The organism is Lachnoanaerobaculum sp. (assembly GCF_057250505.1).
Window position 1 is genome coordinate 1 of record NZ_DBHIEQ010000021.1, and the last position, 21496, is coordinate 21496.

Genomic DNA, 21496 nt, shown 5'->3' on the forward strand with positions numbered 1-21496 from the left:
GCTCGTCTACAACATCATCTATTGTATCTATTGTCAAAGGAATATTTTCTTTTATAACCCTGTCTACAACTCCGAGTTCTTTTAACTCTTTTGCAGTGATTTTCATTACCTCGGCAGCCTCTTTATTCTTCTTTGCATCCTTATAAAGTATTGATGCAAAGCCCTCAGGTGAAAGTATTGAATATATGGAATGCTCAAGCATCCAGACTTCATTTGCCACTGCAAGTGCCAAAGCTCCGCCTGAACCGCCCTCTCCGATTACTACGGAAAGGATAGGTACTCTCATATCGCTCATTTCAAACAGCACCCTTGCAATCGCTTCAGCCTGACCTTTTTCCTCGGCTTCTATACCGCAAAACGCTCCCGGAGTATCTACAAAACAGATAATCGGCATATCAAAGTCATTGGCGTGTTTCATAAGTCTTAGAGCCTTACGATATCCGCAAGGATTCGGCATACCGAAGTTTCTTATCTTGTTTTCTTTCAGATTCTTTCCCTTTTGCTGTGCCACCACCATTACAGGCTTACCGTTGTAGTTGGCTATTCCGCCTATGATCGCACCGTCATCACCTGAAAGTCTGTCACCGTGAAGTTCCATAAAGAATCCGAACAATTTATCAATATAATCCTTTGCCGTAGGTCTATCCGCTCTTCTTGAAAGCACTACACTGTCCCATGCGCTCTTAGGCTGCTTCACCTTAGGCTGTTTGTGGTCAACTATCTTTGTATTGTCGCCCACCTCTTCCATCTTTTTCACCTTTTTGAATCCGCAGGTATGTGCTCTTAAAAGCTTCTTTAACACACTTCTTTGGTCGGCTCTTTCCACGATAGCATCTATAAAGCCATGCTCAAGCAAAAACTCGGCACTCTGGAATCCTTCCGGCAGCTTTGTACCGATAGTCTGTGCTATTACTCTCGGTCCCGCAAAACCTATAAGCGCCTTAGGCTCCGCAAGTATTATATCCCCAAGCATTGCAAATGAAGCACTTACTCCGCCCATTGTAGGATCTGTCAGGAAGCTTATAAAAAGCTGACCGGCTTCATGATGTTTTTTGAGTGCGGCTGAAGTCTTTGCCATCTGCATCAGTGAAATCATACCCTCCTGCATTCTGGCACCGCCTGAACATGAGTAGATTATGATAGGAATCTTTTCCTGTGTGGCTTTTTCTATGGCGGATGTTATCTTCTCACCCACCACATGACCCATAGAAGACATCATAAATCTTGCATCACATACAGCTATTGCAACTCTTACATTGCCGATAGTCGCCTCACCGGTTACCACCGCCTCATTAAGCTTTGTTTTTACTCTTTCTTCTTCAAGCTTAAGCTCATAGTTCGGAAAATCCAAAGGGTTTGATACAGGCATTGTCTTGTTCCACTCAATGAAACTTCCGTCATCCACAAGCATTTCTATTCTTCTGTATGCATGAACTCTGAAATACCCTCCGCATTTCGGACAAGTATAATAATTTGCCTTAACATCCTCCGCAAAAATAGGTTCCTTACAGATCTTACACTTTCTCCAAAGGCCCTCAGGAATATCCAGTTTTTCATTTCCGGGTTCTATCTTTGCATATGTCTTTTTGAACACATTTCTAAACATGACAACACCTCAAAACTTTCATTACTGCATCTTAAACTGTTTTTCTATAAATGAAGTATCTATATCACCCTTTATAAAATCGTGGTTGTTTATTATCTCATAGTTAAAGTCGATATTTGTATCCACACCCTCTATAACAATCTCACCAAGTGCCGATCTCATCTTCGCAATAGCCTCTTCTCTTGTTTTGCCGTGTACTATCAGCTTTAAAAGCATTGAGTCGTAGAACGGAGATATCATATAGTCCTCATATATATGTGTATCCACTCTCACTCCGTTACCGCCCGGCAAATGCATACTTGTAATTCTTCCCGGAGAGGGTGCAAAGTTCTTCTTAGGGTTTTCAGCATTTATTCTGCATTCAATGGCATGACCGTCTATTTTTACATCCTTTTGAGAAACCGAGAGCTTTTCACCTGCCGCCACTCTGATCTGCTCCTTGATAAGGTCCATTCCTGTAATCCACTCGGTTACAGGATGCTCCACCTGTATTCTGGTATTCATCTCCATAAAGTAAAAGTTTCTGTGCTTATCCACCAAAAACTCAATGGTTCCGGCATTTTCATAGCCTGCAGCCTTTGCTGCACTTACTGCGGCTTTTCCCATCTTCTCTCTTAACTTATCGTCAAGAAACTCTGAGGGAGCTTCCTCAAGCACCTTTTGATGTCTTCTTTGTATGGAGCAGTCTCTCTCTCCCAGGTGAATTACATTGCCATAGCTGTCCGCCATTATCTGGAACTCTATATGTCTCGGTCTTTCAATATATTTTTCAATGTACATTGAGTCGTCTGAAAATCCCTTAAGTGCCTCAGCCTTTGCAGTCATAAAGTTCTCGGCAAAATCCGCTTCGCTCTTTGAAACTCTCATTCCCTTGCCGCCACCGCCAAGAGCCGCCTTTATCATTACCGGAAAGCCTACCTTTTTTGCAAGTTTCAGAGCTTCATCCACATTTTTTACACTTCCGTTTGTTCCCGGTATTACAGGAATTCGCGCTTTTTGCATGGTGGCTCTGGCCTCAGCCTTGTCTCCAAGCTTTGCAATAGTCTCGGACTTCGGTCCGATAAACTTTATACCCACCTCGGTGCAAAGTCTTGCAAACTTTTCATTCTCCGATAAAAAACCGAATCCCGGATGAATTGCCTGTGCACCTGTTGCCACAGCCGCACTGAGTATCCTGTCCATATCCAGATAGCTCTTAGATGCCGGTGCAGGCCCTATACAAATAGCCTCATCTGCCAGCATTGTATGCAAGCTGTCTCTATCCGCCTCAGAATATACGGCCACACTTATAATACCCATCTCTCTAAGTGCTCTGATAATTCTGACTGCAATCTCTCCTCTATTTGCTATCAATACTTTTCTAAACATTTATTCTCCAATGATGAATGTAAGCTCAGCCTCTACCGCAATCTCACCGTCTACGCTTGCTACAGCTTTTCCTATTCCAATTCTGCCTTTTGATCTGATTATTTCACATGAAAGCTTTAACTTATCTCCCGGAACTACCTTTCTCTTGAACTTTGCAGAGTTTATAGCTCCGAAATAAGCCGTCTTGCCCTTATTTTCAGGTACTGAAAGTATAGCCACCGCACCTGTCTGTGCAAGTGCCTCTATCATAAGTACTCCGGGCATTACAGGTTCCTCCGGAAAATGTCCCAAAAACTGAGGCTCATTGTATGTAATGCTCTTATATCCTACACTTTTTTTGCCAGGCTCCAGCTCCTCGATACAGTCAATAAGCAAGAAAGGATGCCTGTGAGGTATAATCTCCTGAATTTCCTTAATTCCCAACATATTCTCTACTCCAATATAAACAGAGGCTGTCCGAACTCAACTACAGTCTCATCCTTTACAAGAATTTCCTTTATAACACCGTCAAAGTCGCTCTCAAGCTCATTCATAAGCTTCATAGCTTCAATGATACCTATTACCTGACCTTTTTTCACTCTGTCGCCCACGTTCACAAAGCTCGGAGCGTCAGGTGAAGGTGAACTGTAGAAAGTACCCACAAGCGGTGAAGTAATTGTATGTCCTTTGGCACTTACGGCTTCCTCTGTATTTGAAGCTTCAAAGCTTACGCTCTGTGTTACAGGTACGGTCTGAACTTCTCCCGCCACAAGTTTTGTCTTATTCTTCTTTATAACAATTTTCTCCGCATCGGTAGCATAGTTTAATGTATCGACATCGCTCTTACTTACAGTCTCTATCAGCTTTATAATCTCTTCTATTTGCATAAGTTTACTCCACGAATTTTTTAATAACTATACTTGCATTGTGACCGCCAAAACCGAGTGAATTGCTTATAGTTGCATTTACTTCACATTCTCTCGGCTCTGTCAAAAAGTCAAGATCACACTCCGGATCTTTATTTATAAGCCCTACATTCTTGTGCATGAATCCGTCTTCAATAGACTTCACACATACAATAGCCTCTACACCGCCGGCGGCACCAAGTAAGTGACCTACCATTGACTTTGTTGAACTTATTCCTACTTTATTTGCATTCTCACCTAAAGCGCTCTTTATAGCCTTTGTCTCGAACAAGTCGTTGTGATGTGTTCCCGTACCGTGTGCATTTACATAATCAATATCGTCAGGAGATATTCCTGCATCCTTTATTGCAAGCTCCATAGCCTTTGCGGCTCCCGAGCCGTCCTCTGCAGGTGATGTAATGTGGAAAGCGTCACAGGTTGCACCGTATCCCGCCATCTCGGCATAGATATGTGCGCCTCTTTTCTTTGCATGCTCAAGTTCTTCCAAAACCAAAACTCCTGCACCCTCTCCCATAATAAATCCGTTTCTGTCCTTATCAAAAGGTATTGACGCTCTGTCAGGATCATCTGTAGTATTCAGTGCCGTAAGAGAAGTAAATCCGGCCACACCGATAGGTGTTATTGAACTCTCCGTACCTCCTGCAAGCATTACATCCGCCTCACCGTAAAGAATAGATCTGAAGGCCTCACCTATACAGTTGGTTCCTGTAGCGCATGCAGTTACCACATTTATATTCTTTCCCTTAAGACCGTAAGCAATGGCCACATTTCCTGCCGCCATATTTGAAATCATCATCGGTACCAAAAGCGGAGCAACTCTGCCCGGTCCTTTTTCAAGGAGTTTTGTGTACTCTCTTTCCATAGACTGAAGCGATCCTATTCCCGATCCTACAGCCACTCCCACCATATACGGGTCTTCTTTTTCCATATCAAGCTTGGCGTCTTCAATGGCTTCCTTGGTAGCCGCTACCGCAAACTGTGAAAACTGCTCCATCCTTCTTGCGGACTTCGGGTCCATATACTGCTTTGCATCAAAGCCCTTAACCTCGGCTGCAAGCTTGGCCTTATAGTCCGTGGTATCAAAATATGTTATCGGTCCTATACCGTGTACGCCCTTTTTGATATTCTCCCAAAAATCAGCTACATTTAGACCTATAGGAGTGATGGCTCCCATACCTGTAATAACAACTCTTCTTCTCATAGTCACCTCATTTACATGCTCATTCCGCCATCTATTTTGATGACCTGACCTGTAATATATCTGCCTTCTTCTCCTGCCAAATATGCCGCCATATTTGCTATATCCTCTGCCTCACCCTGATATCCCAAAGGGATGATTGCATTTATCTTTGACTTGGCGTCATCAGTCATCGCCTCAGTCATATCTGTCTTTATATATCCCGGTGCTATTGCATTTACGGTGATATTTCTGCTTGCCATCTCTCTTGCGGCAGTCTTTGTCATACCGATGACTCCCGCCTTTGATGCGGCATAGTTTATCTGACCGGCATTGCCCATCACACCGCTAACGGAAGAAATATTTATTATTCTTCCGGCTCTTTTCTTAATCATATATTTTGAAACAACTTGCATAGTGTTAAATGTACCTTTTAAGTTGGTAGCTATTACCACATCAAAATCTTCAGGTTTCATTCTCATCATCAAATTGTCTTTTGTAATTCCGGCGTTGTTTACCAATATATCAATCTTTTCTTCTTGTGCGATGATGTTTTCAATCATCTGTTTTGTACTGTCATAATCCGATATATCACATTGGCAGATTTTTGCCTTACCGCCGTTATCCTCTATCTCTTTTGCAACTTTTTTTGCCGCCTCACTTGATGAAGCGTAGTTTACATACACAAGTGCTCCGTCAGCCGCCAACTTTTTTGCTATAGCCGCTCCGATACCTCTGCCTGCACCTGTAACCAAAGCTACCTTTCCTTCCAACCTTTTCATCTTGCCTCCAAAATCCGACTACATACATTCTCTACATCCGCATACTCTTCAATATTGAATATCTTTACCTGTGAATCAATCTTTTTTATAAAGCCTGCCATAGTCTTGCCAGGGCCAATCTCTACAAAGGTATCCACACCCCATTCAATCATCTTTCTTATACTCTGCTCAAGATGTACGCTTCCTGACACCTGATCTATAAGATTTTTCTTTATATCATTCTTATCTGTAACAATCTGTGCATTCACATTTGCCACATAAGGTATCTGTATATCGTTTATAGTGATATCATCAAGTACCTTTGCAAGTTTTTCTCCTGCTTCCTTCATCAGTCCCGAGTGAAAGGCTCCGCTTACCTTAAGCGGCAATACTCTCTTTGCTCCGGCTTCTTTTAATTTTTCACCTGTAAGCGCTACAGCTTCCTTGGTGCCTGATATTACAGTCTGTCCCGGGCAGTTATAATTTGCCACCCAGCATCCGTCTATATCGTCCACTATGGACTTGATAGTATCGTTATCCAAAGACAATACGGCACTCATGGCACCGCCCTTTATCTCGGACATATACTGTCCTCTTTTATCCACTGTAGCAATTGCATCTTTTGCACTTATCGCACCGCTAAGGTAGAGTGCCTCGTATTCGCCAAGGCTTAATCCTGCACATATATCCGCTTTAAGGCCTGTTTTTTCGACAGCTTTCAACATGGCGATACCTGTAGCCACCATAGCTATCTGTGTGTATCTTGTATTGTTTAATTCATCATTTTCTTTGAAAATCAGATCACATGCATCTATTCCCGTTACAGTCTTTACACTATCAAAAACTGCTCTTGAATCCGCATCATTTTCATAAAAACTTTTGCCCATATTTTGTTTTTGAGCTCCCTGTCCCGGGAATAAAAATGCTATCTTCATAATTTATACTAAGCTCCCTGCATTCTTTAAAAGATTAGTTGCCTCACTCATTATCTCATCAATGATTTCTTTTGCGCTTTGCTTCTTGCTTACAAGACCTGCTATCTGTCCCGCCATAACTGTTCCGTGTACTATATCGCCTTCCATAACGGCTTTCCTTAGTGTACCGAGTGTCAAATACTCAAGTTCCTCAAAGCTCTTGCCCTCGGCCTCAAGCTTTGAATACTCTCTGGTCATGGCATTTCTAAGGCTTCTGACAGGATGTCCGTGGCTTCTGCCCGTTACAGCCGAATCTATATCCTTTGCCGCTATTATTCTGTCCTTGTAAGCTTCATTTACTATAGACTCATCGGCTACCACAAATCTTGTACCCATCTGTACGGCCTTGGCTCCAAGCATAAATGATGCCGCAAGTCCTCTGCCGTCCGCGATACCTCCCGCCGCAATAACAGGAATATTTACCGCATCAACAACCTGCGGTACAAGTGTCATAGTGGTAGCTTCTCCGATATGTCCGCCGCTCTCCGTACCTTCGGCAACCACGGCGTCCGCTCCTGTTCTTTCCATTCTTCTTGCAAGTGCCACACTCGCTACAACAGGAATTACCACTATTCCGGCTTCTTTCCACATCTTCATATACTTTTCAGGAGAACCGGCACCGGTAGTAACTACTTTTATACCTTCTTCCACTACTACTTTAGCGATATCTTCAGCATGTGGTGACATAAGCATTACATTTACACCGAAAGGCTTACTTGTAAGCTTTCTTGCCTCTCTTATCTCGTTTCTGACAACCTCTGCAGGTGCATTGGCACCACCTATAAGTCCTAAGCCGCCCGCCTCACTTACTGCCGCTGCAAGGTGATGTTCGGCAACCCATGCCATACCGCCTTGAATTATCGGATATTCTATACCTAATAGCTTTGTTATATCTGTTTGCATTACTTTCCTCTGCCCTTTTTTAAGAAAACGCCCGCAGGCGTTTTTCTCTACTTTTTATAAATTGTCTACACCCTTGTCCTTAAGGTAATTTACTACATCTCCTACAGTTAAAAGCTTCTCCAAATCCTCTGAAGGTATCTCAACACCGTAGTTGTCCTCAAGTGCCATTACCATCTCGAAAAGGTCAAGTGAATCTGCATTCAAATCATCCTTAAAGTTTGACTCCAAAGTGATCTCTGAAGCGTCGATATTTAACTGCTCTGCAATAATTGATTTCATTTTCTCTGACATAATTTTCTCCATTCTTTAGCAATATGCTTATTTTATTTTATAGTAAGTTGCAGCCTGTATAACTACAATCTTAATACACAAGTTCCCCAGGTTAATCCTGCTCCGAATCCGCAAAGCAAAATCAAATCTCCTTTTTTTGCCATGCCCTTTTTCATCACCTCATCAAGTAACAGAGGTATGCTTCCTGCCGAAGTGTTTCCGGTTCTTTGAAGGTTATGCGGCAGCTTTTCAAGCGGAATATCAAGTTTTTTTGATACCGCCTCAAGTATCCTTAAGTTTGCCTGATGTAAAAGGAATAAATCTATATCATCCTTATTAACTCCGGCCTTTTTTATAGCATTTTCTATGCTGTGAGGCACGGTTCTGATGGTGAATTTAAAGACTTCCTGTCCGTCCATCCTTATATATCTTTCATCACCATAGGAGTTGTCATACAGCGCAAATCCCTTACTTCCGTCCGCACCTATATCAAAGCTCAAAAATCCCTCTTCAATATCCGATTTTTTCAGTACCGCAGCACCCACACCGTCACCGAAAAGTACACAGGTGGTTCTGTCGCTCCAGTCCATCTCTCTTGAGAGTACATCGCCTCCCGCTACAAGAGCGTACTCAATATCAAGAGTGCTCATCATGGAATATGCAATACTTAGAGCATATATAAATCCTGAGCAAGCCGAGCTTACATCCATACAGGCACAATCACTTGCACCCAAAAGCGGTTGTAACTCACATGCGGTATTCGGAAGTCTCTTATCTTGAGTGGATGTTCCAACTACTATCAGACCCAAATCCTTACCCTCGATATTTGCAGATTTAAGTGCTTCCTTTCCGGCCTCAAACGCAAGACTTACAAGGTTTTCATTCTCACCTATGATATGTCTTTGCTTGATCCCTGTCCTTTGACTGATCCATTCATCACTTGTATCCACCATTTTACTAAGATCGTCGTTTGTCAAAATCTTAGACGGCAACTTTGAGCCTGTTCCTGCAAGTGCTATTCCCATTTTTCATAAGTCCTTTCGTAAGACTTCATCAAAGTAGTAAATTTATAGGATATTCTGTCCTAAATATCAAAATACTTTGATACTCAAAGTATTTTAATTTTGTAGCAAGTCTTTGTCAAGAGGTTTATTAAATTTCCCCGATTTTCAAATTGTACCTCATAAAAAACAATAGTATTGTTATGCGTATAATAGCATAGTTAGTATATGCTAATCATTTAGTTTTTATTAATTTTTAAATTATTCCGATACCGAATAAATCAAAGAATTACAGGTATTGTCTCAAACCTCAATACGGTTTAAATTTGTAACCAAAACCCTTTAGTTAGGCCACCAAAACCACTATTTTTCAGAATGTATTTTCCTTGTTTTTATTAAAATAATCTTGAAAATTTTATTAACATGTAGTACTTTAGATGTGTAAAAACTTAACATAGAAAGAAAGAGAGGGATTTTCTATGGCAACATTTATGATCGGCCTTGTGATTCTAGTCGTCGGCGGATTTTTTATGGGTAAGCTTTGTGACCATGTTTTCAGGCCTGATGACAGAGAAACACCGGCTTATGCAAAACAGGACGGTGTTGACTATGTTCCCATGCCAACATGGAAAAATGCACTTATTAACCTACTCAACATTGCAGGTACAGGACCTATTCTTGGTCCTATCCAGGGTATACTGTTCGGACCTGTCGCACTTCTTACCATACCAATAGGTAATGTAATAGGCGGTGCTGTGCATGATTACTATGCAGGTATGATTTGTACCAGAGATGGCGGTGTTCAGATGCCGGAGATGGTTCGCAAATACACAAGCAAAACAGTGTTCTGGGTTTTTGATGCGTTTGTATGTTTATTGCTCTTGCTTGTAGGTACTGTATTTATTTATACACCAGGTGATATAGCTGCGACTCAGGTCTTTGGTTTCAGCGGTGCTCCTACTGAAACTTCTACATGGGTTATTTACGGAGCTATCTTCGCCTATTACCTTGTAGCAACCGTGTTCCCGATTGATAAGATTATCGGTCGTGTTTATCCGATCTTTGGTGCAATCTTAGTATTCTCAGCAATCGGAGTATTCGGTGCAATGGTTATATTACATTACCCGCTGGTAGAAGTTTGGGGCAGTTGGGCAACACAGTCTTTTGACTACAGTGCATACTTTAAAGCAGGGCATTTTATCCCGATTTTCTTTGTTACCGTAGCCTGTGGTATTCTTTCCGGATTCCACTCATCACAGACAGCTTTAGTGGCTCGTACAATAAAGAGTGAAAAAGACGGTCGTATGACATTCTACAATATGATGGTTGTCGAAGGATTTATCGCAATGGTTTGGGCAGCCGGTACAATGGCTCTTATCCAATTCACAGCTAAAAACGGCGGTATCACAATGCAGTTTAATGACGGTGTATGGCAGTATATGATTAAAAAAGGTGGAGAGCTTGTAGCGATCTTACCTACCAGTGTTGTCGGTGTGGTATGTAGGTATGCTCTTGGTCCTGTCGGTGGTGCTGTAGCACTTATCGGTATTATCATCCTACCTATCACATCCGGAGATACGGCACTTCGTGCACTTAGACTTACAATTGCCGATACATTCCATATCAAGCAGGATAACAATGCAAGAAGGCTTAGTCTTGCAGTACCTATTTTCGTTATAGTAGGTGCAATCCTTGTTTGGTCTAAGTTTGACCCTAAAGGATTCAACACACTTTGGAGATACTTTGCTTGGTCAAACCAAACAATGGCACTCTTCCCACTCGCTGCTGCAACTATCTATCTAATGATAAACGGCAAGGCAAAATGGGCTTGGATGACTCTTATACCCGGTACATTTTACACATACATATGTGCTTGCTATATATTGAATGCAAAACTTGGCTTCGATCAAAGTTGGGGCGTTGCATATATCGGAGGTGCAGTTGTTGCTGCAATTTATGTAGTGCTTGTTATCTGGAGAGGTAAAAAAGGCGGTACTACCCCGGCAGACAAATAAATAAACTTGCTACTCCCAAGGCAGTTGTAATATAATACTGTCTCGGGAGTTTTTTATTATTTTATTAAACAGAGGGAATATGGAAATTTTAGAATTTTTAAAACAGGAAAATATATCAGATAAAATTATTTCAGAGATAAGTTCATTCAGAAACTTCTATAAACTTGAAGCTGAAGATGAAAAGAGAATCCCTAAAGATTCCTATCTCTACTATGGCAAAGAAATTTGGGAAGAAGCCGCCACAGCTATAATAGCAGGTGAAAATATCCTGCTTGACGGTCCTAAAGCTACAGGTAAGAATGTATTGGCTCAGAATCTTGCAACGGCATTTGCAAGACCGCAATGGGATATATCACTATATATCAATACTGATGCATCATCTCTTATAGGTTCTGACACCTTTGAAAACGGAGAGGTAAAGCTTAGAAAAGGACCTATATTAAACTGTGCCGTAAAAGGAGGTTTCGGTGTACTTGATGAAATAAATATGGCAAAGAATGAATCACTTGCTGTGCTTCATGCAGTGCTTGACTTTAGACGAACCGTTGATTTACCGGGATACGACAGAATCAATCTACATGAGGCTACAAGATTTATCGGTACTATGAACTACGGATATGCCGGAACAAGGGAGATGAATGAAGCACTTGCATCCAGATTTATGGTACTGCATATGCCTGTTATATCGGAAGAGAATTTACAAAAGCTTATAAAGGACAAATATCCTACTCTAAAGCCTGAATATATTTCACAATTTGCCACTCTTTTTGATGAGATAAGGAAAAAATGTGAGGGTGGTGAAATTTCTACAAGAAGTCTTGATCTCAGAGGCCTTATCTCCTGCATAGGAATGATGAAAAAAGGACTTGGAGTTACAAAGGCTTTACAAATGGGACTTATAAATAAATGCTTTGATGAGTATGAAAGACAGCTTGTACTTGATATTGTAAGTGCCAGATTGCCTGAAAGCCTTCCCGGGGAGAGTGTTTTTTCATGATCTTGACAGAGTTTGAAAAAAAGAGAGCCGCAAATATGATTTGGAATGCCGCAGGTAATTATAATGTTTCCATAGGCTTTCGTATGTATGATAATGAGGCAAGAGCCGATCTTTATTGGAATACCATACTTGGCAGCAGCTATGCACATTTTGACTGGAAAAGGTTAAAGGAGTTTTATAATACTTTCCATGAAACCATAGGTCAGGGAACCTATGAGACATTATTTTGGATTGCACTTGAAAACGCCACCTTTGAAAAGGAAAAGAATTTAAGACCGAGTCTGTTGCTCCTTAGAAAAGAGTATTGCAGGCAAAAGCTTAAGGAATTTATGCCAAGTATTGCGGAGAGCAGGGAGGGTTGGATACTTGAAGGCCACTATAGAATCTCAATCGGTGAGGACAGCGGACTGCCCGATATGGTGGACAGAAAGCTCTTATCTGAAGTTGAAATCGGTGCGGATGTGGATACTGAAGGGTTTATAAAGAGCCTTTCAGGTACTCTTGCAAAATATTTTACCTACCTTCCCAGAGTATCTGCAAGGTTTCAAAAACACAGATTCAAAGTTCCTATACCAAGACTCTTCTTCGGCAAAAAGGCAGGCGTATCAAACGAAGTATCAGGCGCGACCAAACTGGTACTTGGTTATGTTGAAAATCAGGGAGGTGCAGATGCCTCTGCATTTGAAACCGACTCGGAAAAATTTAACAGAGTTACGGAGGAAGGCTTAAGAAAATATATCAGCAGCTATTTCGGCAAATCCATCTATGATGATAAAACCTCTGAAAAAATACAAAGAGAGTGCTGTGTAGGCAACCACACAGGTACCAGAATATTTTTTACAAGAGGTGAGAGTGAAGAAAAAGTAACCGGATTTGCCGCAAAGATGCGAACGGAAATGAAAAAGCAGTATAAGAAAAATGAAGAATTCTTCTTTGACAATATAGGGAGTAATAATGCGGCTATACTGGAGCTTACAAATCGCATAAAGAACGCACTGCTTACACAACTTGAACCTGCTGCTGTTTATTCAAAAACCGGCAAGTTAAATCCTTCTCTTGTCTGGAAGGCTCTGTATCTTAACAATAATAAAATTTTTGAAAAACAGGTGGCGGAAGGCAGCGGTAATATTTCTGTAGATATTTTACTTGATGCCTCCGCCTCACAGATACATCGTATGGATACAGTTTCCGCACAGGGCTATATCATCGCCAAAGCTCTTGATAACTGCCATGTTCAGGTAAGGGTTTGGGGGTATTCTTCAATGAACGGATACACTGTAATGAATCTGTACAGAGATTATAATGAGACCTCAAAAAATAATGAGATTTTCAGATTCTTTACCACAGGTGCAAACAGAGACGGACTTGCTCTAAATGCACTGATTGAGCAGATGAAGAAAAATACCGCTTCACATAGAGTTGTGATATGGCTTACAGATATCAAGCCGAATGATATGCTTGAAGTAAAGGGCAAATCAAGAAATTACAGCGGTGATATTGCTGTTGAGGATATGACTGAGCTTGTACATAAAGCAAAACTTGAAAACATATATGTGCTATGTGCCTTTACCGGAGATAATGCAGACCTTCCTAATGTACAAAAAATATTCGGCAGAAGTTTTGTAAAAGTAAAATCACTTGATAACTTTGCGTCTTTGGTCGGAAATATGCTACAGGCGGAAATAAGAAGAATGTAATAAGAGTAGTTTGTCAAAACAGGCAAACTACTCTTTTGCATACTTACTTTTTAATTTTTAATATCAACCACCTTATAAAAAGTCCAAGGGCAACCCAAACTCCTATATTTATAGCTATTGCCACAATATCCCAAAACAACTGCATATCCATAAGATTCCTCCTTATACCCCACATAAAACTTTCACGAAGCTTTTATTTAAATTCATTGTACATCTTATATATCAGTTGTCAATAGCTGCGTAGCGCCCTCCTATACATTATCCAAAAACTCCATAAATGTAGGCAGATTGTCCCACTCATGCTTTTCTATTCTTTTCTTAATGGTATGCTCTTCGCCAAAAAGATACAAATTGTCCACCAAATCGCTTACCTGATTGAAGTGGTGGCTGGTAATTATCAGTGTCTTTCCCGCCTTTTTTAAAGAATATAAAACTTCCTTTATAAGCTCCACATACTTTGGTGAAAGTCCGTTAAAAGGCTCGTCAAGTATTATCACCTCCGGATTCATAGTAAGCACCGACCCGATAGCCACAAGTTTTTTCTCACCGCCTGATAATTGATAAGGTACCCTGTTTTTCAGATGTTCTATCTGTAAGAGTTTTAAGCAATCTTCCACTCTTTTTTCAACCTCGGGCTCAGGTAAACACAGCTGCCTCACCCCGAAGGCAAGTTCCTCATAGACTGAAAAATTGAAAAGCTGCACATCGCTGTTTTGAAATACAAACCCTACTTTTTTGTAGAGATTTGATACTTTTTTTAAGTCTTTTATATATGCCTTATTTATATCTTCTCCGTTAAATGTATATTTGCCCTCAGTAAGGGCAAAAAGTCCTACAATAATCTTAAGTAAAGTGGATTTCCCGGCTCCGTTCGGACCCATTATGGATACGCCTTCTCCTCTTTTTATATCAAGGTTTATATGATCCATCCCTATTTGATTCTCATAAATATATTTTCCGTTTTCAATATGAATCATATATGTCCTTTCAATATAAAAAATAAAACTATAAACAATATACAAACTCCTATATGCAATATGTCGGATTTATTTAACTTCAATCTTTTACTTACTTTGACCTTATTCCCGTATCCTCTAAGCAGCATAGCTTCATAAAGACTCTTCATATGCTCCTTGCTTATAAGATATACCTGACCTAAGATTGCACCTGTAAGTTTTTTTGAAACTCCCCCTCCTACACTTCTTATCCTGACAGCATAGAGTATATTCCTTATATGATTCCCGAGAATATAAAAATATTTGATTGCTATATCAAATATCATAACTATCTCCTCAGGAAGATATAGACCTCTAAGTCCTTCTATAAAATCACTCCATGAGGTCTTTGTCAAAAATACCGAGAGGTTTAAGAGCAAAAGCACGGTTCTTATAAGAAAAAAAGCCGGATGAATACTCGGATGAAGCAAATAGCTCGGCAATAAAATAACAGCGGTAAAAATAATAAGCCTTATAAGTTTTCTTACAATAGACCTTATTTCTCTACCGCCAAAAAATGCAATCTCAGCCAAGAAAAAGATTCCGACAGTCCACAAAAATACTATGCTTTTACTGTTGTAAATAAGTACCAGCAATATCAGTAATTCACAGATTCTTATAACCGGACTGTCGTTATATTTCTTTCTGTCTTCAATCTTTAAATATGATAAAAGAGAAATAACAGTTGAGAGATTTCTTTGAAGAAAACTGTTTTTAACTTCAAATCTGTCTTCTGTTATTTCTTCTCTCATCATCCAATCAGGCAATGTCTGATTTGTCATACATACTTCCTATCAGTTTTGCAACTATAAAAAATAAAAGTACCGCCGTCACCGCACTGAGCACATATCCGATACCTACATTTATACCCGGTATCTCATAGTCTGTGAATAATGAGTTAAATGAGATTCCGTTCTCCATTCCTGTAGGCAATGCAGACATGGTATTTGAAGATTGAAGCTTTTCAAGCAACTCCTCTCCCGACCATTCTCCAAATGCGGTTCCTGATGCTATAAGTCCTATAGGTGTGATAATTACAAGAAATAATATAAGCCCGTAGAGCTTTCCTATCAGGCTCTTACTTACACTCTTTTCATTATATATTGCATCCGGAGAGGCAATATTTACAAAGCGATAAATTACCACGGTGAAAAATACTTCCACCCAACCTGCTATAGCCATATGCGGAATAAGCATTGCAGGTATTGTAACCGAAAGCGGATAAGGATTATAAAGCGGCAATCCGTTACTTGTTGCTATTATCGGCTGTATACCAAGTTCTATTGCGGTAAATAATGCCGCTATATTGATACCGATGAATGCACCTGCTCCCGCTCCGATGTAGCTATGTCCTCTTTTTCTGAAAAGATCATAGATTGCGTATCCGCTAAAAGGCATAAGGATTGCCATATTGAAGATATTGGCACCAAGCGAGAGTATTCCGCCGTCACCGAACAAAAAGGCTTGAAGTATAAGCGCCACACTTACACAAAGGCTTGCGGCATAAGGTCCCATCAATACGGCTAAAAGCACGCCTCCGATGGCATGTGCCGTTGTACCTCCGGGTATAGGTACATTAAACATCATCATAAGGAATGAAAGAGAAGCACCCACTCCAAGCATCGGCGCAAGCTCTCTGTTTTCCTTAAGCTCAAGTCTTACTTTAGACACGGATACGGCCAAAGGCGGCAAGGATACTACACTTAAAGCCGCACAGGTAGCCGGTCCCAGATAATTATCAGGTATATGCATATTTCTCCGATCTATCTTTGATTTTTTCTAAGTTCCAAATGTTTCAATCCTCTTATCTCTTCACGATAAAAGTTTATAAAGTCCCACATAATTCCCAGATTATTGTGGCTGCTCCTGCCCAAAATTCGAAGCACAAAACCATATTTTTCCAAGGCGGTAATACCGTAGATTCCTTCAAACTCTTTTGTATTAAGCGCCTCTTTACTTCTTTTTATCCAATCTGTACAAAAATTTTCGTCAATGATTACAGCCGAATTAAAATTGGTGTAGCCCTCAAAAAGTCCAAGTTCACCCATATCCTCTTCTCTCGGAGCTACTATCAGATAGTCATTAAATACAAGCTCATTATCATATAAAATCTTTGTCTTTAAATCCACTTTATTGTACAAAAAAGGTGTATCGCTCTTTGACCAGCCTGCAGTCAATCCGTCTGTCAGTATAAGACTTCCTCCCTTTTTGATATCCGCAAATGTCTTTTGATAATATATGGCATCCTCATATGGAATAACCTCATCAATATAGTACTCAAGAAAGGCATTTTCCTTTACCATAACCTCATTTAACTGAGATGTGGTTTTACCGTTTGGACATTTGTATATATAATTCGGTGTCTGAGTGGTCAATATCGCATGGGCATCCTTTTCAAGCGTCGCAATATTATAATATTTTTCGCCCTCTATAAATCCTCCGCCGGTAGCCACCAAAAAGTACAAAGGAGTGTCATCTTCTGTTGGAATCAGTGCGGAAATCCTTGAGTTACCGCTTCTATAGCGATTGGTAAGAACCGTCCTGTCACCGCGCTTTTCAAAGGCGATATCACTTACTCCGTCATAGGATCTGTTCATTTATAACCCTTCCAGTAAAACATCTTTTTTTATCCAGTCAATAACACCTGACAAGCCTTCATCAGTCTTTAGATTTGTGAAAAGGAAAGTACCGCTCTCACGGAATTTTTCGGAGTCCGTCTTCATTCTGTTAAGATCCGCTCCGACATATGGCGCAAGGTCAATCTTATTGATAATAAAAAGATCCGACTTTATCATTCCCTGTCCGGCTTTCCTTGGAATCTTTTCTCCTTCAGCCACATCAATAATATATATTGAAAAATCCACAAGCTCAGGGCTAAATGTAGCCGCCAGATTATCTCCGCCGCTCTCTAAGAAAATAAGGTCAAGTTCTCCCGGAAATCTCTCTTCAAGCTCGTCAATAGCCGCCAGATTCATAGATGCGTCTTCTCTGATAGCCGTATGTGGGCAACCGCCTGTTTCCACACCTATTATTCTATCCTCGGGCAGTACGGAATTTGCCACCATAAACTGTGCATCTTCCTTTGTATAAATATCATTTGTAATTACAGCAATGCTGTAGTCATTCGCCATATGGCGAGTAAGTCTCTCTATCAAAAGTGTCTTTCCCGAACCTACCGGTCCACCGACACCTATACGAATCGCTCTCTTCATAATTCACCTTTCTACTACGACATAAAAAGCCTTGACTCCTGGCTTTCATGTCTGATCTGTGCAAGCTCTATACCTATCATACTTGCGCCCAGATACTCCTCATCCAAATCTTTAATCTTCTCATATATAGAAAAAAGTCTCTCACTGATATTATGTAAAATAATCTGTCCTTCCATCTGTCCTAAAGGAATTGCACGGACTGCATTTTGAACCATAGTGGAGGCAATGCTGTAGCCGTAAAGAATAAAGGCATCTTCAACATCTATCCCCTTTTCAAATGCAAACATGGAAAATACAATTGCGGGGCTTCCGAAACACTCTTTTCCTTTTATCTCTTCTTCATACCTGACAAGCATTTTTATATCGCCGTACATTCCCTTAAGAAGCCTTATCATCTGCTTTGCAATAAGCTTTGTACCGTTTCTGGTTTCCGTTGCAAGTGTTGACATGGTGATAACCTTGTCGTACTTACAAATCTTTTCAAAATCACCCTCTTTAAGTGCCTGCATACATAGTAAAATAAGCAGACCTTCACTGTACTTAAACTGATTGTCAAAATAGTTCTTAAACCAGATTTCAAACTCAGGTGCTTTTTTTATTCTTCTGTCACTAAGATAATTTTCCATTCCGAAAGAATGGTTGAAAGTACCGATAGGAAATGTGGAGTCACATACCTGAAATACTTCCAAAAGACTCAGTTTATCAATATTTAATTCCCTTTTGTTCATGACAAATCAACATATCGAAGAGATTCTTCAAGCTGAATTTCTTCCACCTTAAACTCTACATTAGACTTCTCCAGATTCTTTGCAACCACAGGGTCATAAAGCAGTGAAATCTTTCCGCCCTTTACCTTGATGGGCTTATGCATATTTCCAAGCATATGTGCAATGATACCGCAGTCGTCCATATCCTTAGGAGTAATAACTATCATCTCCTCAGGAATGACATTCAGTACCAATACATGGTGGTCATCTATAAAAAATAAGGATCCGTTTTCAAGTTTTCCCTCTTCAAGTCTGATGCCGTATTCATTGTGGTGGTCACTCTTTACACGAAGGATACTCTTTGCAAGGTCGTCACTTTTTACCATTGCAGTCTCTACATGTACATGACCGAGGTCTTCTCTTTCCTTTATATTTCCGTCTATCTTTGTAAAAATCATATATACCCCTTTTATGACAAAGGAGAGTAGATAAAAGTGAATGCTTTTTTGTCTACTCTCCAAAGTAATAAATTATATTAGAATAAATAATATCTCTGAGCCAAAGAAATTCTCTCTACAGGTTCACAAGTAATCTCCTCACCGTCAATAGTAACCACGAAGCTCTGTGGATCAATCTTGATAGTCTTAGGAGTATAATCATTCCATTTCATATCTCTCTTTGTAAGATTTCTGGTATTCTTTACCGGAAGTACGATCTTATCAAGTCCAAGTCTTTCCTTAATACCGTGTTCATATGCATATGCCGATACAAAGGCGATATTTGACTTTCCGCAAGATTTACCCAAACCTCCGTAAAGATCCTTCATAAGTCTCGGCTCAGGAGTAGGAAGTGAAGATGATGCGTCACCCATTATACCGTAGCTTATAACTCCGGCCTTTAAAACCATCTTAGGCTTTGTACCGAATCTTGAAGGCTCCCAGATAACAAGGTCCGCATACTTTCCGACTTCTACAGAACCGATATACTCTGAAATACCGTTTACAATAGCAGGATTGATTGTGTACTTTGCTACATATCTCTTGATACGGTTGTTGTCATTGTACTCGCTGTCTCCTGCAAGCGGTCCTCTTTGCATCTTCATCTTATCTGCAAGCTGCCAACATCTCATAGCAACCTCGCCTACACGTCCCATTGCCATAGCATCACTTGTCATTACGCTGATTGCACCCATATCCTGAAGTACGTCCTCAGCCGCAATGGTCTGCTTTCTTACACGTGACTCTGCAAAGGCAACATCCTCAGGCACCTTAGGGTCAAGATGGTGACAAACCATTGTCATATCAAAAAGCTCGTCCACAACATTTGTAGTATATGGATCTGTAGGGTTTGTTGAAGATGAAAGCACGTTATTTTGTCCTGTTACCACCATGATATCAGGAGCATGTCCGCCGCCGGCACCCTCCGAGTGGAATGCATGCACTGTACGACCTGCAAAAGCATTGATGGTATTGTTTACAAAGCCGCCCTCATTTAAAGAGTCGGTATGTACAGCAAGCTGTACATCATACTTGTCTGCAGCCTTCAGCGCATTGTCGATAGCTGCCGCTGTAGCACCCCAGTCCTCGTGAGTCTTTATACCTGCAGCACCTGCCTCTATCTGCTCGCCTACAGTATCAACTACAGCACCGTTTCCTTTTGCAAGGAAGCCGAAGTTTAAAGGTTCATTATCGGTTGCCTGCAACATACGATGAATATGGAATGCACCCGGTGTTGTAGTAGCGGAGTTTGAACCGTCGGCAGGTCCTGTTCCTCCGCCGAAAAGTGTTGTTATACCGTTGTCAAGTGCCGCATGAGCAAGTCCCGGTGAAATATAGTGAACATGAAGGTCAATACCTCCGGCTGTTACTATAAGTCCCTCACCTGCAATAGCCTCTGTAGAAGCACCTACAACAAAATCTATATCGTCCATATTGTCAGGGTTTCCGCCCTTACCTATGGCTAAAATCTTTCCGTCACGTATACCGATATCAGCCTTATAAACTCCGGTATAATCAATTATAGTGATACCTGAGATAATGGTATCAGCTACCTTCGGATTATCTCTTCTTGTCTCTGTGGCATTGACACCCATTCCGTCTCTAAGTACCTTACCGCCTCCGAAGATGCTCTCCTGTCCGTATACAGTATAATCTTTTTCAATACAGGCAAAAAGATTGGTATCACCCAGTCTTACACTGTCTCCTACAGTAGGTCCGTACAGTGAAGCATAGGCTTTTCGATCCATTTTAAAACTCATATGTATCTCCTTACTATTTCCTATCTAAATAATCATTAACCTTATTGTTAAAACCGAAGATTCTTCTCTTTCCGCCGAAGTCAATCAAAGATACTTCTCTTTCCTCGCCCGGCTCAAAACGAATTGCCGTACCTGCCGCAATATCAAGCCTCTTGCCATATGCCTTTTCACGGTCGAACTGTAATCCTTCCTCATTTGCCTCATAGAAATGGAAATGTGAACCCACCTGAACCGCTCTGTCACCTAAATTTTTTACTTTTATTTTAATTGCCTCATAACCTGCATTGTAATCAACAGGCTCTTTTTTTAAAATATACTCTCCCGGAATCATATCTACTCCTATCTGATCGGATCATGGATGGTAACAAGCTTCGTACCGTCCACAAATGTTGCTTCTACTTGAATCATATGAATCATCTCAGGTACACCTTCCATTACATCATCTCTGGTAAGCACCTTTGCACCCTCGTTCATAAGATCCGCTACACTCTTACCTTCTCTTGCGCCTTCCAAAATATAATCTGTAATAATTGCGACACTCTCAGGGTGATTTAACTTCAAACCCTTATCTTTTCTTCTTTGCGCAATCATAGCGGCAAGACTAACAATCATCTTTTCCTGCTCACGTTCAGTCAACTGCATAACATCTTC

23 protein-coding genes are annotated in these 21496 nt (G+C 40.7%); 3 read left to right on the forward strand and 20 right to left on the reverse strand.

Going from position 1 to position 21496, the window contains the following annotated elements; translation table 11 throughout:
- The 10 genes from accD to ACO6FI_RS09370 form a co-directional block, all read right to left on the reverse strand.
- The coding region (gene accD, locus ACO6FI_RS09325; RefSeq protein ID WP_485457100.1) for an acetyl-CoA carboxylase, carboxyltransferase subunit beta at positions 1-1606 on the reverse strand (1606 nt) is incomplete at its 3' end.
- A 21-nt stretch (positions 1607-1627) separates the two neighbouring features.
- Positions 1628-2974, reverse strand: a complete 1347-nt coding sequence (locus ACO6FI_RS09330) for an acetyl-CoA carboxylase biotin carboxylase subunit (RefSeq protein ID WP_485457101.1) — start codon at positions 2972-2974, stop codon at positions 1628-1630.
- Entirely contained in the window at positions 2975-3400 is a 426-nt protein-coding gene (gene fabZ / locus ACO6FI_RS09335; protein ID WP_124950699.1) for a 3-hydroxyacyl-ACP dehydratase FabZ, read from the reverse strand. It abuts the gene before it with no gap.
- A 5-nt stretch (positions 3401-3405) separates the two neighbouring features.
- Positions 3406-3840 (reverse strand): acetyl-CoA carboxylase biotin carboxyl carrier protein, encoded by a 435-nt coding sequence (gene accB, locus ACO6FI_RS09340; RefSeq protein ID WP_485457102.1) that lies wholly within the window; start codon positions 3838-3840, stop codon positions 3406-3408.
- A gap of 4 nt (positions 3841-3844) precedes the next feature.
- A complete protein-coding gene (fabF, locus tag ACO6FI_RS09345; protein ID WP_485457103.1) occupies positions 3845-5080 on the reverse strand; it encodes a beta-ketoacyl-ACP synthase II in 1236 nt (411 codons plus the stop codon).
- Positions 5081-5091: 11 nt separating this feature from the next.
- Positions 5092-5838, reverse strand: a complete 747-nt coding sequence (fabG, locus tag ACO6FI_RS09350) for a 3-oxoacyl-[acyl-carrier-protein] reductase (protein ID WP_485457104.1) — start codon at positions 5836-5838, stop codon at positions 5092-5094.
- Entirely contained in the window at positions 5835-6752 is a 918-nt protein-coding gene (gene fabD, locus ACO6FI_RS09355; RefSeq protein ID WP_485457105.1) for an ACP S-malonyltransferase, read from the reverse strand. The genes fabG and fabD overlap by 4 nt, the downstream gene beginning before the upstream one ends.
- A gap of 3 nt (positions 6753-6755) precedes the next feature.
- On the reverse strand, positions 6756-7694 hold the full coding sequence (gene fabK, locus ACO6FI_RS09360; RefSeq protein WP_298055039.1) for an enoyl-[acyl-carrier-protein] reductase FabK: 939 nt from the start codon (positions 7692-7694) through the stop codon (positions 6756-6758).
- Positions 7695-7748: 54 nt separating this feature from the next.
- Positions 7749-7985: an acyl carrier protein gene (gene acpP, locus ACO6FI_RS09365; RefSeq protein WP_298055037.1), complete on the reverse strand. Its 237-nt coding sequence runs from the start codon at positions 7983-7985 to the stop codon at positions 7749-7751.
- A gap of 62 nt (positions 7986-8047) precedes the next feature.
- Positions 8048-8989, reverse strand: a complete 942-nt coding sequence (locus ACO6FI_RS09370; protein ID WP_485457106.1) for a beta-ketoacyl-ACP synthase III — start codon at positions 8987-8989, stop codon at positions 8048-8050.
- 455 nt (positions 8990-9444) lie between these two features.
- Here ACO6FI_RS09370 and ACO6FI_RS09375 point away from each other — a divergent pair, with 455 nt between their 5' ends.
- From ACO6FI_RS09375 to ACO6FI_RS09385, 3 genes are all read left to right on the forward strand, one after another.
- On the forward strand, positions 9445-10980 hold the full coding sequence (locus ACO6FI_RS09375) for a carbon starvation CstA family protein (protein WP_485457107.1): 1536 nt from the start codon (positions 9445-9447) through the stop codon (positions 10978-10980).
- Positions 10981-11059: 79 nt separating this feature from the next.
- Positions 11060-11977, forward strand: a complete 918-nt coding sequence (locus tag ACO6FI_RS09380) for an AAA family ATPase (protein WP_485457108.1) — start codon at positions 11060-11062, stop codon at positions 11975-11977.
- Positions 11974-13674 (forward strand): vWA domain-containing protein, encoded by a 1701-nt coding sequence (locus ACO6FI_RS09385; RefSeq protein WP_485457109.1) that lies wholly within the window; start codon positions 11974-11976, stop codon positions 13672-13674. Before ACO6FI_RS09380 ends, ACO6FI_RS09385 begins: the two co-directional genes overlap by 4 nt.
- Before the next feature lie 251 nt (positions 13675-13925).
- Here ACO6FI_RS09385 and ACO6FI_RS09390 read toward each other — a convergent pair whose 3' ends face one another.
- From ACO6FI_RS09390 to ACO6FI_RS09435, 10 genes are all read right to left on the reverse strand, one after another.
- A complete protein-coding gene (locus ACO6FI_RS09390; RefSeq protein WP_485457110.1) occupies positions 13926-14651 on the reverse strand; it encodes an energy-coupling factor ABC transporter ATP-binding protein in 726 nt (241 codons plus the stop codon).
- Positions 14648-15451, reverse strand: a complete 804-nt coding sequence (locus ACO6FI_RS09395; RefSeq protein WP_485457111.1) for an energy-coupling factor transporter transmembrane component T — start codon at positions 15449-15451, stop codon at positions 14648-14650. Before ACO6FI_RS09395 ends, ACO6FI_RS09390 begins: the two co-directional genes overlap by 4 nt.
- Entirely contained in the window at positions 15429-16421 is a 993-nt protein-coding gene (cbiM, locus tag ACO6FI_RS09400; protein ID WP_485457112.1) for a cobalt transporter CbiM, read from the reverse strand. The genes ACO6FI_RS09395 and cbiM overlap by 23 nt, the downstream gene beginning before the upstream one ends.
- Before the next feature lie 11 nt (positions 16422-16432).
- Entirely contained in the window at positions 16433-17266 is an 834-nt protein-coding gene (locus ACO6FI_RS09405) for an urease accessory protein UreD (RefSeq protein ID WP_485457113.1), read from the reverse strand.
- A complete protein-coding gene (gene ureG / locus ACO6FI_RS09410) occupies positions 17267-17881 on the reverse strand; it encodes an urease accessory protein UreG (RefSeq protein ID WP_124950669.1) in 615 nt (204 codons plus the stop codon).
- Positions 17882-17895: 14 nt separating this feature from the next.
- A complete protein-coding gene (locus tag ACO6FI_RS09415) occupies positions 17896-18609 on the reverse strand; it encodes an urease accessory protein UreF (protein WP_485457114.1) in 714 nt (237 codons plus the stop codon).
- Positions 18606-19046, reverse strand: a complete 441-nt coding sequence (locus ACO6FI_RS09420; protein WP_485457115.1) for an urease accessory protein UreE — start codon at positions 19044-19046, stop codon at positions 18606-18608. Before ACO6FI_RS09420 ends, ACO6FI_RS09415 begins: the two co-directional genes overlap by 4 nt.
- A 77-nt stretch (positions 19047-19123) precedes the next feature.
- A complete protein-coding gene (ureC, locus tag ACO6FI_RS09425; RefSeq protein WP_485457116.1) occupies positions 19124-20845 on the reverse strand; it encodes an urease subunit alpha in 1722 nt (573 codons plus the stop codon).
- A 13-nt stretch (positions 20846-20858) separates the two neighbouring features.
- Positions 20859-21176 (reverse strand): urease subunit beta, encoded by a 318-nt coding sequence (locus ACO6FI_RS09430; protein WP_485457117.1) that lies wholly within the window; start codon positions 21174-21176, stop codon positions 20859-20861.
- A gap of 8 nt (positions 21177-21184) precedes the next feature.
- Positions 21185-21487: an urease subunit gamma gene (locus ACO6FI_RS09435; protein ID WP_009444897.1), complete on the reverse strand. Its 303-nt coding sequence runs from the start codon at positions 21485-21487 to the stop codon at positions 21185-21187.
- Between the last annotated feature and the right edge of the window lie 9 nt (positions 21488-21496).

Bases quoted from the DNA above. Each gene is read 5' to 3' on its own strand.
- fabK (WP_298055039.1), bottom strand. From the start codon at position 7,694: ATGCAAACAGATATAACAAAGCTATTAGGTATAGAATATCCGATAATT.
- ACO6FI_RS09430 (WP_485457117.1), bottom strand. From the start codon at position 21,176: ATGATTCCGGGAGAGTATATTTTAAAAAAAGAGCCTGTTGATTACAAT.
- cbiM (WP_485457112.1), bottom strand. From the start codon at position 16,421: ATGCATATACCTGATAATTATCTGGGACCGGCTACCTGTGCGGCTTTA.
- fabF (WP_485457103.1), bottom strand. From the start codon at position 5,080: ATGAGAAGAAGAGTTGTTATTACAGGTATGGGAGCCATCACTCCTATA.
- acpP (WP_298055037.1), bottom strand. From the start codon at position 7,985: ATGTCAGAGAAAATGAAATCAATTATTGCAGAGCAGTTAAATATCGAC.
- ACO6FI_RS09395 (WP_485457111.1), bottom strand. From the start codon at position 15,451: ATGACAAATCAGACATTGCCTGATTGGATGATGAGAGAAGAAATAACA.
- fabD (WP_485457105.1), bottom strand. From the start codon at position 6,752: ATGAAGATAGCATTTTTATTCCCGGGACAGGGAGCTCAAAAACAAAAT.
- ureG (WP_124950669.1), bottom strand. From the start codon at position 17,881: ATGAAGAGAGCGATTCGTATAGGTGTCGGTGGACCGGTAGGTTCGGGA.
- ACO6FI_RS09390 (WP_485457110.1), bottom strand. From the start codon at position 14,651: ATGATTCATATTGAAAACGGAAAATATATTTATGAGAATCAAATAGGG.
- ureC (WP_485457116.1), bottom strand. From the start codon at position 20,845: ATGAGTTTTAAAATGGATCGAAAAGCCTATGCTTCACTGTACGGACCT.
- ACO6FI_RS09435 (WP_009444897.1), bottom strand. From the start codon at position 21,487: ATGCAGTTGACTGAACGTGAGCAGGAAAAGATGATTGTTAGTCTTGCC.
- ACO6FI_RS09370 (WP_485457106.1), bottom strand. From the start codon at position 8,989: ATGGGAATAGCACTTGCAGGAACAGGCTCAAAGTTGCCGTCTAAGATT.
- fabG (WP_485457104.1), bottom strand. From the start codon at position 5,838: ATGAAAAGGTTGGAAGGAAAGGTAGCTTTGGTTACAGGTGCAGGCAGA.
- ACO6FI_RS09375 (WP_485457107.1), top strand. From the start codon at position 9,445: ATGGCAACATTTATGATCGGCCTTGTGATTCTAGTCGTCGGCGGATTT.
- ACO6FI_RS09380 (WP_485457108.1), top strand. From the start codon at position 11,060: ATGGAAATTTTAGAATTTTTAAAACAGGAAAATATATCAGATAAAATT.
- fabZ (WP_124950699.1), bottom strand. From the start codon at position 3,400: ATGTTGGGAATTAAGGAAATTCAGGAGATTATACCTCACAGGCATCCT.
- ACO6FI_RS09330 (WP_485457101.1), bottom strand. From the start codon at position 2,974: ATGTTTAGAAAAGTATTGATAGCAAATAGAGGAGAGATTGCAGTCAGA.
- ACO6FI_RS09405 (WP_485457113.1), bottom strand. From the start codon at position 17,266: ATGAACAGATCCTATGACGGAGTAAGTGATATCGCCTTTGAAAAGCGC.
- ACO6FI_RS09420 (WP_485457115.1), bottom strand. From the start codon at position 19,046: ATGATTTTTACAAAGATAGACGGAAATATAAAGGAAAGAGAAGACCTC.
- accB (WP_485457102.1), bottom strand. From the start codon at position 3,840: ATGCAAATAGAAGAGATTATAAAGCTGATAGAGACTGTAAGTAAGAGC.
- ACO6FI_RS09385 (WP_485457109.1), top strand. From the start codon at position 11,974: ATGATCTTGACAGAGTTTGAAAAAAAGAGAGCCGCAAATATGATTTGG.
- ACO6FI_RS09415 (WP_485457114.1), bottom strand. From the start codon at position 18,609: ATGAACAAAAGGGAATTAAATATTGATAAACTGAGTCTTTTGGAAGTA.